Below are 15961 nucleotides of genomic sequence, written 5' to 3'. Positions count from 1 at the left end.
CAGAACCGATGCGGTCGCTGGGACGCGCTGAATATCAGGGGAGCTCGCTCAGGATGCGCTTGCGCCGCTCCCAGCTCGCGACCTTGCGCAGAAGGCGCGAGAGCTGCTCGACCGAGTATGGCTTGTGCAGCAGCTCGAACCCATAGGTGCCGTTCTGTGCCAGCACGTGGCTGTAGCCGGAGGCGAGCAGCACCGGCAGGTCGTGGTGCCGGCGGCGGATCTCGTGGGCGAGGTCGATGCCGTTCATCCCGGGCATCACCACGTCGGAGAACACCACGTCGAAGCGGTCGGCATCCTTGGTCAACTCGGCCAGCGCTTCCTCGGCGTCGATCGCCCAAACGGTGACGTAGCCGAGCTCGGTCAGGGTCTGGGTCGCGAATGTGCCCACGTCGGGGTTGTCCTCGACCACGAGGACACACATGCCATGCCCGTCGACAAGGGGTTCCGGATCCGCCTGGGGCGGACGGGTCGCGGCCTCAACGCGCGGCAGGTACAGGACGAACATCGTACCCTGTCCGATCGTGCTCTGGACACGGACCTCCCCACCCGATTGCTTGGCGAAGCCGAAGACCTGGCTCAACCCGAGACCAGTTCCCTGTCCTACGCCCTTCGTCGTGAAGAACGGTTCGAAGATGTGCTCAATCTGCTCGGGGGCGATGCCGGAGCCCGTGTCTTCGATGCCCACAGCGACGAAGTCGCCGCTCACGGCAGGATGGGTGCGGATCGACGGGATTGTCGCCACAGGGTTCACTGTGATGGTCAGAGTGCCATCGCCCTCCATGGCATCCCTGGCGTTGACGGCCATGTTCACGAGGGCCGTATCGAACTGGCTCGGATCGGCATCGACAAAGCAAGGTTCGTCCGCGATGTTCGTGACGATTCGAACGCGCGAGCCGCTCAGGGTGCCGACCATGTCGCTGATGGTGAGGACGCTCCGGCCGGCGTCGAAGACCTCGGGCTTGAGCGCCTGCCGCCGCGCGAAGGCCAGGAGCTGGCCCGTGAGCTTGGCGGCGCGTGCGACGGTGTCGGAGATGGCGCCGACGTAGCGTTCGCGGCGGTCCTCCGGCAGGTTCGGACGCTTCAGGAGGTCGGTCGAGGACTTGATCACGGTCAGCAGGTTGTTGAAGTCGTGCGCGACGCCGCCTGTGAGTTGGCCCACCGCCTCCATCTTCTGCGCTTGGCGCAAGGCTTCCTGGGCTGAGGCCAGCTCCGCCTCGCGCGCCTTCGCGAGGGTGAGGTCGCGGCCCACCGCGATGAAGTTGGCGCCGTCGGGCTCTGGCGCCACCGTCCACTCGATAAGCTTCCATCGACCGTCGTCGGTGGCGATACGGTTCTCGAAGCGCGTCGGCTGCCGCGTCTCACCCATCCGGGCGAGGGCGGCGAGCGTCGGGCCCATATCGTCGGGGTGCATGAACGTCCCGTACGGCCGCGACAGGAGCTCGGCCTCCGACCAGCCGAGCACCCGTGTCCAGGCCGGGCTGACCGCCGACATCATCCCATCGTAATTGGCTCGCGCCAGCATGTCCTCGGACAAGATCCAGAGCTGGTCGCGCTCGGCCGTACGCTGGTGGACCTGCTGCTCCAAGGTCGCGTTCAGGTCTTGGAGCGTCTGCTCCATGCGCTTGCGCTCGGAGATGTCGCTGAAGAGCACCGCGACCCGACGCGCCGCTGGATCGCCGACACGCAACGCGCGCACGTCGAACCAACGTCCGAACACGTCGGCCCGGTTCTCGATATGAGCGGGTTCGCCCGTCAGCGCGACGCGCCCATAGGTGTCGAACCAGTGCTGTTCGAGGTCGGGAGCAAAGTCGCTGACCCACCGGCCAACGACGTTGGCGCCAGTCTGCCGCTCGTAGGCGGGATTGGCCTCGACGATTTGGAAATCGATGGCTCGATCCGCGTCGTCGAATCGCACCTCGATTATGCAGAAGCCGACGTCAATGCTCTCGAACAGCGTGCGGTAGCGGCTCTCGCTCTCGGCCAAGGCAGCCCGCGAGCGGATCTGTTCCGAGACCTCGTAGCCGCCCACGAAGATGCCGGTGACATCCCCTGTGGCACCGCGGATGGGCTGGTAGATGAAGTCGAGGTACCGGTCGCCGTCCTCACCGACCAGCCGGATAGGCAGGGCCTGCGCCACGAACGGTTCGCCCGTCGCGTAGACATGGTCGAGAAGCTCGTAGAAGCCTTGCCCGGCCAGCTCCGGGAACACCGCGCGCACGTTCCGCCCGATGTAGTCACGACGGCCCGCCACCGTAACGTAGGCATCGTTGACGTACTCGAAGACGTGGCCCGGGCCGCGCAGCACTGCGACGAAACCTGGCACCTGCTGGAGCAGCGCTTGCTGACGCTGGCGCTCGGACGCGGCCTGCCGCTCGGCGAGAACCTGACGGGTCGTCTCGGTGCAGGCGCAGAACAGGCCGGTGATTGTTCCGTCATCCCCCGGCACGGGCGTGTAGGAGAATGCGAAGTGCGTCTCCTCGGGATAGCCGTTGCGATGGAGGGTGAGAGCCAAGTCGTTCATGTGCACTGGGTCGCCGGCGTACACACGATCCATCAGCGCACCGACCTCTCCCCGCACCTCGGGCCAGGTCTCGAAGAACGGGCGACCTAGGGCCGCGGGGTGGCGCTCACCCAGCATGGGCGCATAGGTGTCGTTGTAGATCAGCGTGCGGTCCGCGCCCCAGGCGATGAACATGGGCTGGCGCGAGTTGAGCATGACCCGCACGAGGGTCAGCAGCGACGGGGGCCAGCGCTCCTGCGGCCCCAAAGACGTGGTCGTCCAATCGAAGGCACGCACGCGCGCGCCCATGAGGCCACCACCGTGGAAAGCCGACGTCTCCGAAGCCACGGGCTCAGCCCCGAGCCGGACCGGGCCGCGGGAGCGGCGAGAGAGACCGCGCGGCCGTACGGACCGGGCCGCCGGTGGCACGCTGACTGTCGTTCCCGAGGAGTGGGGTTCGCGTCGAGGTGCTGTCGAGGGCGTATTCGAGGTGCATACGAGCCTCCTAGCACATGCGGTATTGCGGGTGTTTCCCGCTGATGCGCCGGATTGCGGCCTTTCGCATCAAGGTCGGACGAAGGCGTGAAGGCTCGTCACGAGAGAGGCTGCTACTCGGTGCCGGGCAACGGCATGCGCACGGACACTCTTAGTCCGTCTGGCGCGAAGTCGACATCCACTTCCGCCCCGGTCTGGGTGGCCAAGACCTTGTTGAGGAGCCGGTGGCCGAAGCCCTGGCGCGTGGGATGCGCGGCAGGCGGCCCGTCATGCTCGGCCCAGTTCCAGCGGAGGGCTCGGCCGGACGTGCCATCCTCGACCCACCATGTGACCTGGAGGCGGCCGTCCGGATCGGCAAGCGACCCGTGCCGCAGGGCGTTGGTGGTCAACTCGTGCAGGGCCATGCCGACCGGCACGGCGAGTTCGGACGGCAGCACCACCTTCGGCCCGTCCAGGGTCAGGCGGCCCCGTTCGCCGTACGGGTCGAGCTCGGCCCGCAGCAGCCCCTCGAACGAGGCGGCCTGGGCAAGGTCCTCGGTGATCAGCGCGTGCGTGCGGGCCAGCGAGGCGATCCGGCCCGAGAAGGCGCGGATGAACTCGGAGATCGAGAGGGGGGAGCGCGCGGTGGCGTTGAGCACGGCCTGGACGGTGGCCAGCGTGTTCTTCACCCGGTGGTGCAGCTCACGCACCATGAACGCCTGACGGTCCTCGTGGGCGCGCCGTCCCGTCACGTCCCTCTGCGTCGCGACCCAGTGCGTGAGGCGCCCGTCGGCCTCCCGCACCGGCGTGATCAGCCACTCGACCACGTAGGTCGAGCCATCCTTGCGGTAGTTGACCGCCTCGGCCTGCGTGGCTTCTCCGGCCTCAAGGGCGGCGCGCAAGCCGTCCAGGACGGTCCGGTCCGTCAGGGGTCCCTGCAGGATGCGCGGCGACAGGCCAACGATCTCGCGCGCCTCGTAGCCGGTCATCCGGGTGAAGGCGGGGTTGGCGTACTCGATCAGCGGGCCCGGCTCGTCGACGTCAGCCGAGGTGATGAGGATGGCCTCGCCGGACGCCTCGACCGCCGCGCGCAGGAGCCTGGGATCCGGTGCCGCCGTCCTCGCATTGTCCTGAGCCTCCAAGGTCGTCTCCCGACCCAGCTCGAAACCGCGGGGTTGCCCAGCAAACCTATGACGCAGCTGCAGGTTGCGCACCTGTGTAACTGGCGCTCAGCGACGTCCCGCGCCCCGTCGCCGCAGACCGCCGGTATAGGGACCTCCTAGATCCCTACGATGCGGTGCCGCGAGCGCTGACAAGGACTTGGCAGGCCGCTACCGTGCCGGCTCGCCAAGGTCCGCCCCTCCCCACGGAGCCTCGACCGACGATGACCAACACCACGACGAGCCGCCCGACCGGCGAGGCGTCCCGTATCTCGACCGGGGTCACCGGGCTCGACGAGGTCCTTTGCGGCGGCCTCACGCCGAGCCGGCTTTACCTGCTGGAGGGCACGCCCGGCACCGGCAAGACGACGCTGGCCCTGCAGTTCCTGCGGGAGGGTGTCGCCCGCGGCGAGCGCGCCCTCTACGTCACCCTGTCGGAGACGGCCGACGAGCTCAGCGCGGCCGCGGCGACGCACGGATGGGACCTCGACGGCATCGACGTTTACGAGCTCGTCGACGAAAATGGCCTCGACCCCGACAGCGAGCAGTCGATCCTGCACCCGTCCGAAATCGAGCTCGGCGAAACCGTCAGGGAGGTCATCGCGCGCGTCGAGGAGACGAAGCCGGACCGGGTCGTATTCGACAGCCTGTCCGAGCTGCGCCTGCTGGCCCAGAACCCGCTGCGCTACCGACGCCAGATCCTCGCGCTCAAGCGCTTCTTCGCCAAGCGCGCCTGCACCGTGCTGATGCTGGACGACAAGACCTCCGAGACCGGGGACGTGCAGCTCCACAGCATCGCGCACGGGGTGATCTCGCTGGAGCAGGCGCCGCGTGAATACGGCTCCGAGCGGCGCCGGGTACGCATCATCAAGATGCGGGGCATCAAGTTCCGCGGCGGCTACCACGACTTCGTCCTGGAGACCGGCGGCATCCAGGTGTTCCCGCGCCTGATCGCCGCCGAGCACCACGCGAGCTTCGATGCGCGGGGCAAGTCCACCGGCTCGCCCGAGCTCGACCTGCTGCTCGGCGCCGGGCTTGTGCCGGGCACCAATACGCTGCTGCTCGGACCTTCCGGCGTCGGCAAGACCACGACCGCCGTCCGCTGCATGGTAGCCGCCTTGGAGCGCGGCGAGAGCGCGACCTACTACCTGTTCGACGAAGGGCTCGCGACGCTGCTCGCCCGATCCGCCATGCTCGGGATGGACCTCGCGCCCCACGTCGAGGCGGGGCGACTGACCATCACGCAGATCGACCCGGCCGAACTCTCGCCCGGGGAGTTCTCCAGCCTGGCTCGACAGGCGGTCGAGGAGCGGGGGGCCAGCTTTATCGTGGTCGACAGCCTCAACGCCTACCTGCACGCGATGCCGGGCGAGGAGTTCCTCATCCTGCAGATGCACGAGCTCCTGAGCTACCTGAACCAGCAGGGCGTCACCACGCTCCTGGTTCTGGGCCAGCACGGCGTCGTCGGTGAGGTTCGGACGGATGTCGACCTGAGCTATCTCAGCGACAGCATCCTTTTGTTCCGCTTCTTCGAGGCCAAGGGCGAGGTCCGTACTGCCCTCTCGGTGGTGAAGAGCCGCGTCAACGCGCACGAGCGCAGCATCCGCGAGATGAAGCTGACGACGGGCGGCATCCAGGTCGGGGAGGCGCTCACCGACTTCGAGGGCGTGCTGACCGGGTTGCCCTCCTATCGCGGGGAGATGGCGATGCTGACGGGCCAGGGCCTCACCGAGGGCGCGCGCCGGTGACCGCGCCGGACTCGCACGAGGAACGCATCCTCATCCTGGCGCCGCGCGGGCGCGACGCCCAGGTCGTGGAGCAGGTGCTCGCCCGGGCAGGCACACGCGCCGAGGCTTGCTCCGACATCTCGGGCTGGCTCGCCTGCCTCCAGACCGGGGCGGGCGCCGCCCTGATCACCGAGGAGGCGCTGGCCGAGGCCGGCAAGCCGGACGACCTATTCGCCTGGCTTGACGCGCAGCCGCCCTGGTCCGACTTCCCGTTCATCGTGCTGGCGACCCGCCAGGCCGGGCGCCGCTCCGAGCGCGCCTCGCGCCTGCTCGCCCGCCTCGGCAACGTCGTCCTGCTGGAACGGCCGGTCAACGCCGAGACGCTCGCCAGCGCCGCGGCCTCGGCCCTGCGGGCACGCCACCGCCAGTACCAGGCCCGCGAGCACCTCTTGGAGCGGGAGCGGGTGCAAGAGCAGCTCCGGCTCGCGAACGAGGACCTGGAGCGGCGCGTGGCCGAGCGCACCCGGGAGGTCGAGGCCGCGCACGAAACCCTGGCTTTCGCGCTCGACGCGGCTGGTATGGCCTCGTGGGACCTGGACTACCGCACCGGCGCCTCGCGGCGCTCGCCCCGCTTCGATGCCGTCTTCGGCTATGACGGGAATGGGGCGCGCTGGGACCGGGAGAGCCTCCTCGCCCACGTCGTCGCGGAGGACCGCGACACCGCGGAACGCGCATTCGCTACGACGCTCGAGACCGGCATCCTCGACCTGGAGTGCCGCATCCACCGCGCCGACGGGCAGGTTCGCTGGATCGCCATGAGGGGGCAGATCAAGCGTGACGAAGCCGGCCTGCCGCTGCGCATCGCCGGCATTCTGATGGACCGCACCGACCAGCGCCTGACCGAGGAAGCCTTGCGCCAGGCCCAGAAGATGGAGGCCATCGGACAGCTCACCGGCGGCGTGGCCCACGACTTCAACAACCTGCTCACCGTCATCGTCGGCGGTCTCGACATGATCCTCCGGAGGCCCGAGCACGTCGACCGTGTGAAGCGGCTGGCCGAGGCGGCGATGGGTGCCGCGCGGCGTGGTGAGCAGCTGACCCAGCAACTCCTCGCCTTCTCGCGGCGGCAGATGCTGCGGCCCCAGACGCTCAACCCGAACCGTCTGCTCATCGACTTCAAGCCGCTCGCCGAGCGCGCGGCGGGCGGGGCCGTCGAGCTCGTCTTTGACCTCGACCCGGCGCTTGACCCGATCCGCATCGACCCGGCCCAGTTCGAGGCGGCGGTGCTGAACCTCATCGTCAACGCGCGCGACGCCTTGGAGGGTCATGACCGCCACGCCCGCATCGTGGTGACGAGCCGCAACGTCCACCTCGGGACGGCAGCCGTCGCCGACAAGGGCGTGGCGCCTGGCCCCTACGTGGCGGTGTCGGTCAGCGACACGGGCAGCGGCATCCCGCCCGAGGTGCTGGGACGGATCTTCGAGCCGTTCTTCACGACCAAGGAGGTCGGCAAGGGGACCGGGCTGGGGTTGAGCCAGGTCTACGGCTTCACGCGCAGCGCCAAGGGATTCGCACAGATCGAGTCCGAGGTCGGCGGGGGCACAACGGTCAGCCTGTACTTCCCGCGCTCGACTGACCCGGCCGGCGAGGAAGTCGGGACGGGTCCGGGGGCGACCATCCCGCTTCGCCGCGCCGGGGACGGCGAGACGGTCCTGCTGGTCGAGGACGACGAGCAGGTGCTCGGCATGGCGGTCGAGAGCCTGGAGGAGCTGCGTTACCGGGTCGTCGTCGCCCGCAACGCCGCCGAGGCGCTGGAACATCTGACGGGCGTGGAGCGCATCGACATCCTGTTCTCGGACGTGGTGATGCCGGGCGGCATGAACGGCTCGCAACTGGCCGTCGAGGCGCAGAGACTACGTCCCGGCATCAAGGTGCTGCTCACCTCGGGCTATGTGGCGAACCTCGATGAGGGGCAGGTGATCGGCCGGGGAGACCTGCCGGTGCTGAACAAGCCGTACCGACGCGACGAACTCGCACGGTCCCTACGCTTGGTGCTGGCCGGCGAAGGGCGCTGAACGGATAAGAGCAACCGGCCCCGCCTGGTTCAGCGCATCGCGATCACCCTCCCTCAGGGTCACGAGCGAATAGGCCGCGCGGCATGTCCGCTTTCCCAAGATTCGGCTAGGAGCATACTGGCCGCAATCGGCTAGATGGCAGCACGCCTGACCGCCAATGCCGGCAAGACCGGAGGTTTGGCTTTGCGCCCGACCCGGTCATCCAGCTGGTCAGGGCCGCATCCCGCGGGCGGACGCTGCCGATCCTGATGCCCTCATTGCCGATCGCTTTGTCCGAGGTTGAGGCATTGAGGAGGCCTCGGACGAAGATGAGGCAGTGCTTCAGGTCTCGCCTGCAATCACTGTTGCCGTGCGCGGCACACGAACAACATCAGCCGGCAGCGCAGCAGCCACGGGAGTCGAAGCAGTCCCCTCAAGGGCGAGCAGCAGCGCCGCAGGTTGGTAGGGCTTGGAGATCAGCGGGAAGCCCGCTTTGATCGCCCTGGCTGCCTGCTCGCTGTAGCCGGTGGCCAACAACACCGGTAACGCGGGCCAGCGTTCGCGAACGCGCAGGGCGAGATCAAACCCGTTCATCTCCCCTGGCATCACGAGGTCTGACAGGATCACATCGAACGACTGACCCCCGTCCAGCACGTGCAGAGCCTCCGACGCATTGGCGCTGCTCACGACCCTGTGGCCGCGCTCAGCCAGGATCGAGGCGGCGACCTCCGCCACCTGCGCGTTGTCCTCGACCACAAGAACGCGAAGGGAGCGCCCCGGATCGTCAGGTTTCAGGCTCTCCCTTCGAGCCTCGACGACCGGCGCATGCGTGCGCGGCAGTGAGAACGTGAAGGTCGTGCCGCGGTTGACCTCGCTCGTGATCCGGACGGAACCGCGTGACTGCTGTACGAAAGCGTAGACCTGCGGCAGGCCGAGCCCGGTGCCCTTGCCGACCTCCTTCGTGGTGAAGAACGGCTCGAAAGCACGGGCAACCACCTCGGGCGGCATGCCGGACCCGGTGTCAGACACCGCAATCGCGATGCTCTGTTCAAGTTCGCTGCCTGGCGCAGTGACGTTCTCGGTTCTGATCCGAAACTCACCACCTCTGGGCATAGCGTCACGCGCATTCACCGCGAGATTGATCAGCGCGATCTGTAGCTGGGCCGGATCGACCTCTACAGGCCAAAGCCCTTGCGCGAGATCGAACGCCACCCGGATGTCGCCGCGCAGGGACTGCTTGAGCATGTCGTCCATACCGAGGATCAGCCGGTTCAGATCCAGGACTTCGGGCTGGTGCAGGTGCCGACGTCCGAAGGCGAGCAACTGCTGAGTCAGTTTGCGGCCCTGCTCCACAGCTTGCACCGCGTTGTTGATCAGGCGCTCTCGCCGCTGCTCGGGCGCGCGGCGGAGGAGATCGAGATTGCCAAGGACGACGGTGAGGATGTTGTTGAAATCGTGCGCGATTCCAGAGCTGAGCCCGCCGAGCGCCTCCATCTTCTGCGCCTGAAATAGGGACGCCCGGGCCTTCTCCAGTGCTTCCTGCGTGTTCTGCCGCTCGGTGATGTCGCGGGTGACTTTGGCGAAGCCGATAAGCCGGCCGGTCTCGTCGCGGATGGCGTCGATGACCACGCTCGCCCAGAAGCGGGTGACGTCCTTGCGCACCCGCCAGCCCTCGGCCTCGAACCTGCCTTCTCGCGTAGCCGTCTCCAAAGCTCTGGCAGGCTTGCCTGCTGCCCGGTCCTCCGCGTTGTAGAAGCGGGAGAAGTGCTGCCCGACGATCTCGGCTTCCGTGTAGCCCTTGATCCGAGCCGCGCCTGAGTTCCAGTTCGTTACCACACCCTCTGGGTCGAGCATGAAGATGGCGTAGTCGGTGACCCCCTGTACCAGCAGCCGGAACCGCTCCTCGCTCTGGCGTAACGCTTCACGGGCGGCCTTCTGAGCGCTGATGTCCCGCGTGATCTTGGCGAAGCCGACGAGCGTACCGGACGGGTCGCGGATGGGGTCGATGATCACGTGGGCCCACATCCGGGCGCCGTCCTTGCGGACGCGCCAGCCTTCCTGCTCGAACCGCCCCTCATTGACTGCGGTCGCAAGCGCCCGATGCGGCAAACGGGTCTGACGATCCTCCTCGGTGTAGAAGCGGGAGAAGTGCTGACCGATGATCTCGGCTTCCGTGTAGCCCTTGAAGCGCTCTGCCCCAGGGTTCCAGCTTGTCACGATGCCGGTGGGATCGAGCATGTAGATGGCGTAGTCGGTCACCGACTGGACCAGAAGCCGGAAGCGCTGTTCGTCTGCGCTCTCGGTGGCGGACCCAGACTGGGATGCCATGCGTGTTCCTTCCTGCACGGGCAGGCCCCGAGCGAGGGGCTACCCAGTGACGCGCGTCGCGCTTAGCCAAGGCTGTGTATCGGGTCTTGGTTCCTATGCTCGGCCAGCGGCGCGGCCGGTAGATGCGCGAGCGGCACACAGCACTTCTGGATCGAAGGCGGACAGGATCTTGAGGTGGCGCCTGCACACATCTCAAAAGCGATCTTTGACAACCTTGTCGAGAGTGTCGATTGCTGCACGCGGGTGAGCGAGTACAACACGGGTTTAAGTCATGCGCTCCCGCGCCAGATCGTCAGCGCCCACAGGACTGAACCTTCGGGTTGGCGCCTGCCCCGGTCGTTTGAAGAGCCTCAGGCGCTGTTTCTGAGCGGAGATCCAGCGTCTCGCGCCGGCTCGATCGCCCAGTCGATTATGGCAAGGCCTTCAGATGCTAACGTAGGACCCGAGACCTTGGCAGACCGCGGGAATACCCATGCCCGTCAGGGCTATCTTTGTCGGTCGCGAAAGCGCAGAGTGCCGACATCACCGGATCGGCTGATCCAGGCTCCGGTGGCTGAGGGTCCATGCCCCCGCCTGCAACGGACAGGCGCGCATGGCGGACATCATCACGTTCTCCACCAAGCCCCGCTCGCGGCACGCGCGCCGTACCTATCAGGTGCATCGGTTCGCTCAGGGCGGCGGCGTGCTCAGGTCCTGCATCATCACCGCCCGCGACGATGGTGACGCCAGGCGGCAGGCGGCGCGGCTGATCGACGGCCATCGCACCGAGCTCTGGGCCAGCAATCGCCTCGTCGCCGTTTTCGGTTCGGTCAGGGCTCCGCTCGCGACCGCGATCCAGCCTGCGGACCAGCCCACGATCGGACGGTAAGGACGGCTCCGTCCGGCCTCTCAGCACATCCAGGAGCAAAACCATGGCGACGGAAAAGAAGCGCGGAAATCGCGAGACCAAGAAGCCGAAGAAGCCCGTGCCCAAGACCAACGCGGCGGCGCCCTCGAACAAGGGCACGGTCGCGGCTGCCATGAAGACCAGCGGTCGAGGCTGAGGCGATGTCCGACCACCATGGCTGCTCGGTATGGTAGAGCCCGTTCGACCCCGGATGTGCCCGGTGATGCGGAAGTTGATCGGGACGATCGTCCGCATGTCGCAGCGTCCTGGCCTTCAGGAGCGGGGACAGCTGATTGATCAGCTCACGGAACTTGAAACCGAGGGCCTCGCCCAGGATGTTCCTTGGCGGACCGTGGAGGCAATCCGGGCCACCCGGTTGAAGCTCCGCGTCGAGGGCCTGATGCCCAGGACGCCTCTCCCGCGCGGTCACTGATGGTTCGGTGCATGATCGGACACGAGGCGTGCTTGAGCGAGCTACGCGCATTCGTCAGCCGGGCAGACCGGGACGATTTCGCCGCCGCCCAGCAGACCCTGCTGCAATTTATCTTGCACGCGGACAATGGGGAACAACGGCAGAAGGCACTCGACGGGCTGCTCAACGAACTCAGGCGCGATGATCACGCAGGCGCGTGCTCGCGGGAGCAGCACGCCTTCCGCACGGTGCTGCTCGCGATGGTTTAGCGGACCCGTGAGATGGCAGGATCGGCGAAGGGGTGACGCCCGCCGCGGGACGGACCTCTGGAAGCCGAACCTTGCCGCCTCGAGCGGTTCGTTGGCCCAGTCGGGCTTACCACATCTCTTCGCTGATGAGCGCGCCGCTCGCGTCGAAGATGCCGCGCCAGCCCCTGTCATGCAGCCGGACGGTCACGCGAGTCAGACAGACGCCGTCCCCATCGCTGGACACGACACGGGCATCGACCCGTCCCAGCCGGTTCGTGCGCTTCAGGTCTGCGGTGCTCACCCCGAGTCGAGGCGCCAGTTCGCGGGGATCGACGAGCCAGTCACCCATGCGGCCGAATGCGAGCTTCACGGAGCAGGCCTCCATCAGCGCGGCAGCATTTTGCGGGGCTGAGACCGACCATAGCACCCTTCCTTCTCGTCCGTACGCCCGCGTCTCGAGCGACGATACGGCCGAGCCGTTCGGCGGAGCCCGGCGGCGCTCCCGGATCCCGATCAGATGCCGATGCTGGCAGCCCCCGCGGTGGCGGCCTGTTGAACGGTGGCACCGTTCCGCAGCGCCATGGCTATGGCGATCGACATGGTGTCGATCGCGAGGGCACGGTCCTGTCCGTAATCGTACGAGCTGTTCCGGCCCGAGCTCAGCCTCGCATAGTAGGCATCGGGAAACTCCTGATCGATCCGAGTCCTGAGGAGGCGTGCAGCCGCGGCGTAGTTTTCCTCGAACTTCCGATCCTTGCTCGCAGACGCGCCCTCGAAAGCTCCGTTTTCCTTCCGCTTAGCGATCGCGTCGAACTTTCGCTCCTGCGCGCTGCCCAGGAAAAACTGGATCGTTTTGGAGATCAGCCACCGGATGACGGGCATCGGAATCTCCTGAGCGGGCAGCGACGGGCGCACCCTGACGGACTTGATAGCACATCCCGAGGGTCCTGAGCGTCGAGGTGCCGTCAGCGTTCAGCGCCACGCCACCTCCCTGCGCGGATCACCGCCGAGCAAGAGCCGGCTTGCTGCAGTCCCGGCGGCACGATCTACAGACCCGGATTCACGAGGAAGGCCCCGCGCTCGGAGACCTTCCACACCGGAAAGGATCCCTCGCGAACGAACATGGCAAAAGCTTCGACCGTCTCCGGTCGATCGAAGTCCCGGTCGTCATGCACGGCGCGGCCGACGATACAGGCCGCATCCGGCGCATCAGCCGTCGGAGAGTGGCTATCCAGCGAGTACATCACGCCGGAACGATCAGGCCTGAGGGTGTCCGGCAGCGCGTTGATCCTGCGCCATAGGCAATGCCATCGGGCGCAGGTCTCCGGACGCTGGGTGTATATCCCGCAGCCCGTTCCGGTGTTGTGCCGGCACAGGACCCCCGCGGGTTTGTTGAGGGCCTGGATCTCCAGAACACGACAACACAGCGTGCAGGAGCCGCAGGATCGATCCAGGTGGGGAGGATCGGCGGACAAAGGAGCCACTCCTCGTGCGCCGCCTTGGACGCGTGTGTCGCTCGTCATCGATCTGTCCTCGCGGATATGTCGGTGACTTTTGCGGTGCGCCGCCACCCCCGCCCGAAGCGATGCCAAGGGCCCGCTGCCGGGAAGCATCGCTGGGCTCCCGCGTCGCACCCGAGCGGGCCCGGAACAGGACCGGGACGGGTCGGACGCCCGCATGCGGCAGACGCCCCCGGACCTGTGCCCTCAAGCCTTCTGGGGTGGCCTGCCGGTCCTGTTTCTGATCTTCGGCTCTGGGGGGAGAGGTTCAGGCTTGTTGGCCAAGAGGCGCTTTACACGCTCGTTGAAGTCCTCGGGCGTGACCGCCTGTGCTTTGCCGGTCGTAAATTCGCGCGCCATGTCTGTCAGTCTCCGCTTCGTCGCCCAGAGCACGGGATTGCGCGGAGGGAGTACGGTGCTATGCACCTTCTCGGATCAAAGTACCACTGCCAATTCTTGGATCGGGCGGCAGGGCACCGGAATTTGCTGGCGTTTGGACGTGGTGTCCTGCTTACGCGATCGGCTCACGCCGCCGGACGCCTGACGTGCCGCCACGCCGCGATCGCGCTCCGTCTCGCCTCGAAGGTCGTGCGCAGCCGCGTGCCGGGCGCACCCTGACGCTCGGCGCCGAAGCCGTGGAGCAGAACCGCATCCGGTCCAAAAGCCCGCTGCATCTCGGTGCGCCACAGGCGGTCCGCGACGGTGAGGGTGCTCTCGGTCTCCGCGAGGTGATCAAGGTCCACAGCCGATCTCCTCGGTTTGCCGCTTCCTATCACAACGCACTGTCCCGTCCGGAGGTCCGACTCGACGGTGAAGACAGTCCGGGCCGCGGCTCGGATCCGCGCGCGCAATGGCCGGTCAACGCCGCGCAAGAAAGAGCGTGCTGCCATGCGGGTGCCTCTCGGAGCTTGGCCGCATTGCTGGATGAAGGGGTCGGATCAGAGGGCCCGTGCGAGACCTGCCTCCAGATCGAGTGCGCTGGCCGTCTGCTGGGAAAGGCGGACACCCGTCGGCTCGACGGTCGCGTCCTCCTTCACCGCGCGACGCACGATGGAGAGCGCCTCGTTCTCGGATGTGGTGATCGCGACGTAGAACATCACCAACTGCCCGGATAGCTCCGCCTCATCAGGCCGCGTCACCTTGAGGATAAAGGCCGTCTGATTGGGTTCGATCATCGCCGCTTCGGACGAATGGGCAGGCGTGTTCATCATCGTAGGATTCAACGGCCTTGATCTCCGGCTGCCCGTCACATCTCCGCCGAACCAACACGCCTCAGCGGATGCACGTTGCAGCACGCCATCTCCGTAAGCACGGCCGGTCGGCCGACCACGCTCAGGACGCGTGCGTGAGCTCACCCTCCCGCACCGCACGCTCACCGCCCGCGGACCTGATCCGATACGTCGGCTCGCCGGAACGATCGTCCGGCGTCAGGCGAACCACCTCGAAGAGACCGTCGACGATGCTCTTCCCGCCGGCATAGCTGATCCCCAGCTGCCGGACCTGTTGGCCGATCTTGAACTTGTGAGACATGATGCGTTCTCCAGGGTGATGACGCGTGCAGGCTGAGGCCGACCTACCGGCGGGCCCGCGCCTTGCGCGCCGCAAAACGCGCGTCGCGCGCGGCCTTCTGTTCGCCCGCAAGGGCAGCCTGCCGCTCCACCTTTTCCGCAGCCTGACGGGAGCGCTCGGCGGCGGCATCTGCCTCCGCAGCCAGAATCTCAGCCTCGTGCTCAGCCTGCGCGGCGAGACGCGCCGCTTCCCGCTCGGTCGACCGCTCTTCCCGGGCCTGAGCGAGCGCCTGCCGCGTGGCCTGGCGGGCGAGGACAGCCGGATCATCGGCCGCCGGGCGCGCCCGAAAGCGGGCCAGCGTGTCTTGCCGCGCTTTGGCCGTCGCTTCGAGACGATCTACGAGCTGGTTGCTTTTGAAGGGCTTCACGTACGCTCCTGAGGCGCACCAGAGTTCAGCTCCGGTGGCGAAAAACAGTAAAGCCGTTCCGCGATGGGAACGGCTTCGAAGCGCGTCACGGGCGGACGCGCAACGCTCAAGCGGCCTGAAGGCTGCCGGCAGATTGTTTGCCGCTCCGGCGATCGGTCTCCATCTCGTAGGAAACCTTCTGGCCTTCACTCAGGCCCTGCATGCCAGCGCGCTCGACGGCCGAGATGTGGACGAATACGTCCTTGCCGCCGTCATCCGGCTGGATGAAGCCGAAGCCTTTGGTGTCGTTGAACCATTTAACGGTGCCGATGGTCATCAGTAATCCATATCAAGTTAGGCAAGCAATAAGGCCGGGCGCGTGAATCGTACGCGCCCGGTCGCTGATCGTCGAAAATGGGAGAGATGCAGAACGCTCGCCCTGTTGAGGCGATACGGCCGGATGTCTGGCCAAAAGTCGATGGATCATCTATACGCTATCTGTGCGACGAACACAACCGCGCGGCAAAATCATGTAATTCGTGCCGGGCCGCGCGGAAAATATTTATCCTGCAAGTCCGTCTTGGGCACTCGCGCGGACAGCTCGAACGAGGAGTGAAATCGGCTCCCAGCTTGCCCCATCGCAGATCTGGCCTTCCGGTTACCCGTGGCCGCTACCATGCAGTAGCCTCCCACTCGGCTCGGCCCAAAATACCGGTCAGGTCACGAGAAGGGCGCACAGCAACTGGGAGGAAAGACTG

General features: G+C 66.9%; 16 protein-coding genes. 5 read left to right on the top strand and 11 right to left on the bottom strand.

The features are described 5' to 3' along the window. Positions 1–34: 34 nt before the first annotated feature. On the bottom strand, positions 35–2809 hold the full coding sequence (locus tag AC3WSN_RS10320) for a PAS domain-containing protein (protein WP_492537748.1): 2775 nt from the start codon (positions 2807–2809) through the stop codon (positions 35–37). 299 nt (positions 2810–3108) lie between these two features. Then, the gene (locus tag AC3WSN_RS10315) at positions 3109–4116 is read right to left on the bottom strand and encodes an HWE histidine kinase domain-containing protein (protein ID WP_492537746.1); all 1008 of its coding nucleotides are present in this window, start codon (positions 4114–4116) and stop codon (positions 3109–3111) included. Between the two features lie 242 nt (positions 4117–4358). Here AC3WSN_RS10315 and AC3WSN_RS10310 point away from each other — a divergent pair, with 242 nt between their 5' ends. Both AC3WSN_RS10310 and AC3WSN_RS10305 read left to right on the top strand, forming a co-directional pair. Further along, entirely contained in the window at positions 4359–5882 is a 1524-nt protein-coding gene (locus AC3WSN_RS10310) for an ATPase domain-containing protein (protein ID WP_492537744.1), read from the top strand. Next, entirely contained in the window at positions 5879–7936 is a 2058-nt protein-coding gene (locus AC3WSN_RS10305) for an ATP-binding protein (protein ID WP_492537742.1), read from the top strand. Before AC3WSN_RS10310 ends, AC3WSN_RS10305 begins: the two co-directional genes overlap by 4 nt. A 321-nt stretch (positions 7937–8257) precedes the next feature. On the opposite strand, the gene AC3WSN_RS10300 is transcribed toward AC3WSN_RS10305, so the two are convergent. Continuing rightward, positions 8258–10243: a hybrid sensor histidine kinase/response regulator gene (locus AC3WSN_RS10300; RefSeq protein ID WP_492537740.1), complete on the bottom strand. Its 1986-nt coding sequence runs from the start codon at positions 10241–10243 to the stop codon at positions 8258–8260. A gap of 592 nt (positions 10244–10835) precedes the next feature. On the opposite strand from AC3WSN_RS10300, the gene AC3WSN_RS10295 reads away from it, so the two are divergent. The 3 genes from AC3WSN_RS10295 to AC3WSN_RS10285 all read left to right on the top strand — a co-directional run bounded on the left by AC3WSN_RS10295 (position 10836) and on the right by AC3WSN_RS10285 (position 11810). Beyond that, the gene (locus AC3WSN_RS10295; protein ID WP_192708137.1) at positions 10836–11111 is read left to right on the top strand and encodes a hypothetical protein; all 276 of its coding nucleotides are present in this window, start codon (positions 10836–10838) and stop codon (positions 11109–11111) included. A gap of 43 nt (positions 11112–11154) precedes the next feature. Beyond that, positions 11155–11286, top strand: a complete 132-nt coding sequence (locus tag AC3WSN_RS10290; RefSeq protein ID WP_283214871.1) for a hypothetical protein — start codon at positions 11155–11157, stop codon at positions 11284–11286. 308 nt (positions 11287–11594) lie between these two features. Continuing rightward, positions 11595–11810, top strand: coding sequence for a hypothetical protein (locus tag AC3WSN_RS10285; protein WP_492537738.1), 216 nt, complete (start codon positions 11595–11597; stop codon positions 11808–11810). 106 nt (positions 11811–11916) lie between these two features. On the opposite strand, the gene AC3WSN_RS10280 is transcribed toward AC3WSN_RS10285, so the two are convergent. From AC3WSN_RS10280 to AC3WSN_RS10245, 8 genes are all read right to left on the bottom strand, one after another. Next, positions 11917–12159 carry a DUF6522 family protein gene (locus AC3WSN_RS10280; RefSeq protein ID WP_492537736.1) on the bottom strand — a complete coding sequence of 81 codons (243 nt, stop codon included), beginning with the start codon at positions 12157–12159 and terminating at the stop codon, positions 11917–11919. Between the two features lie 143 nt (positions 12160–12302). Then, on the bottom strand, positions 12303–12671 hold the full coding sequence (locus AC3WSN_RS10275) for a hypothetical protein (RefSeq protein WP_492537734.1): 369 nt from the start codon (positions 12669–12671) through the stop codon (positions 12303–12305). A 164-nt stretch (positions 12672–12835) separates the two neighbouring features. After that, complete coding sequence (locus tag AC3WSN_RS10270) at positions 12836–13312, bottom strand: hypothetical protein (protein ID WP_492537732.1); 477 nt, start codon at positions 13310–13312, stop codon at positions 12836–12838. 500 nt (positions 13313–13812) lie between these two features. Then, complete coding sequence (locus AC3WSN_RS10265; protein ID WP_192708142.1) at positions 13813–14031, bottom strand: hypothetical protein; 219 nt, start codon at positions 14029–14031, stop codon at positions 13813–13815. Between the two features lie 195 nt (positions 14032–14226). Further along, positions 14227–14499 carry a hypothetical protein gene (locus AC3WSN_RS10260; RefSeq protein WP_238197044.1) on the bottom strand — a complete coding sequence of 91 codons (273 nt, stop codon included), beginning with the start codon at positions 14497–14499 and terminating at the stop codon, positions 14227–14229. A gap of 121 nt (positions 14500–14620) precedes the next feature. Further along, complete coding sequence (locus tag AC3WSN_RS10255) at positions 14621–14818, bottom strand: hypothetical protein (RefSeq protein WP_192708143.1); 198 nt, start codon at positions 14816–14818, stop codon at positions 14621–14623. A 43-nt stretch (positions 14819–14861) separates the two neighbouring features. Next, positions 14862–15224 carry a DUF6481 family protein gene (locus tag AC3WSN_RS10250; RefSeq protein WP_492537729.1) on the bottom strand — a complete coding sequence of 121 codons (363 nt, stop codon included), beginning with the start codon at positions 15222–15224 and terminating at the stop codon, positions 14862–14864. A 106-nt stretch (positions 15225–15330) separates the two neighbouring features. Further along, entirely contained in the window at positions 15331–15540 is a 210-nt protein-coding gene (locus AC3WSN_RS10245) for a cold-shock protein (protein ID WP_091715344.1), read from the bottom strand. Between the last annotated feature and the right edge of the window lie 421 nt (positions 15541–15961).

Source organism: Methylobacterium sp. FW102-HT35C08 (genome assembly GCF_058790235.1).
Note: the sequence above shows the minus strand (reverse complement) of the source record. Positions and strands in the feature narration are given on the sequence as shown.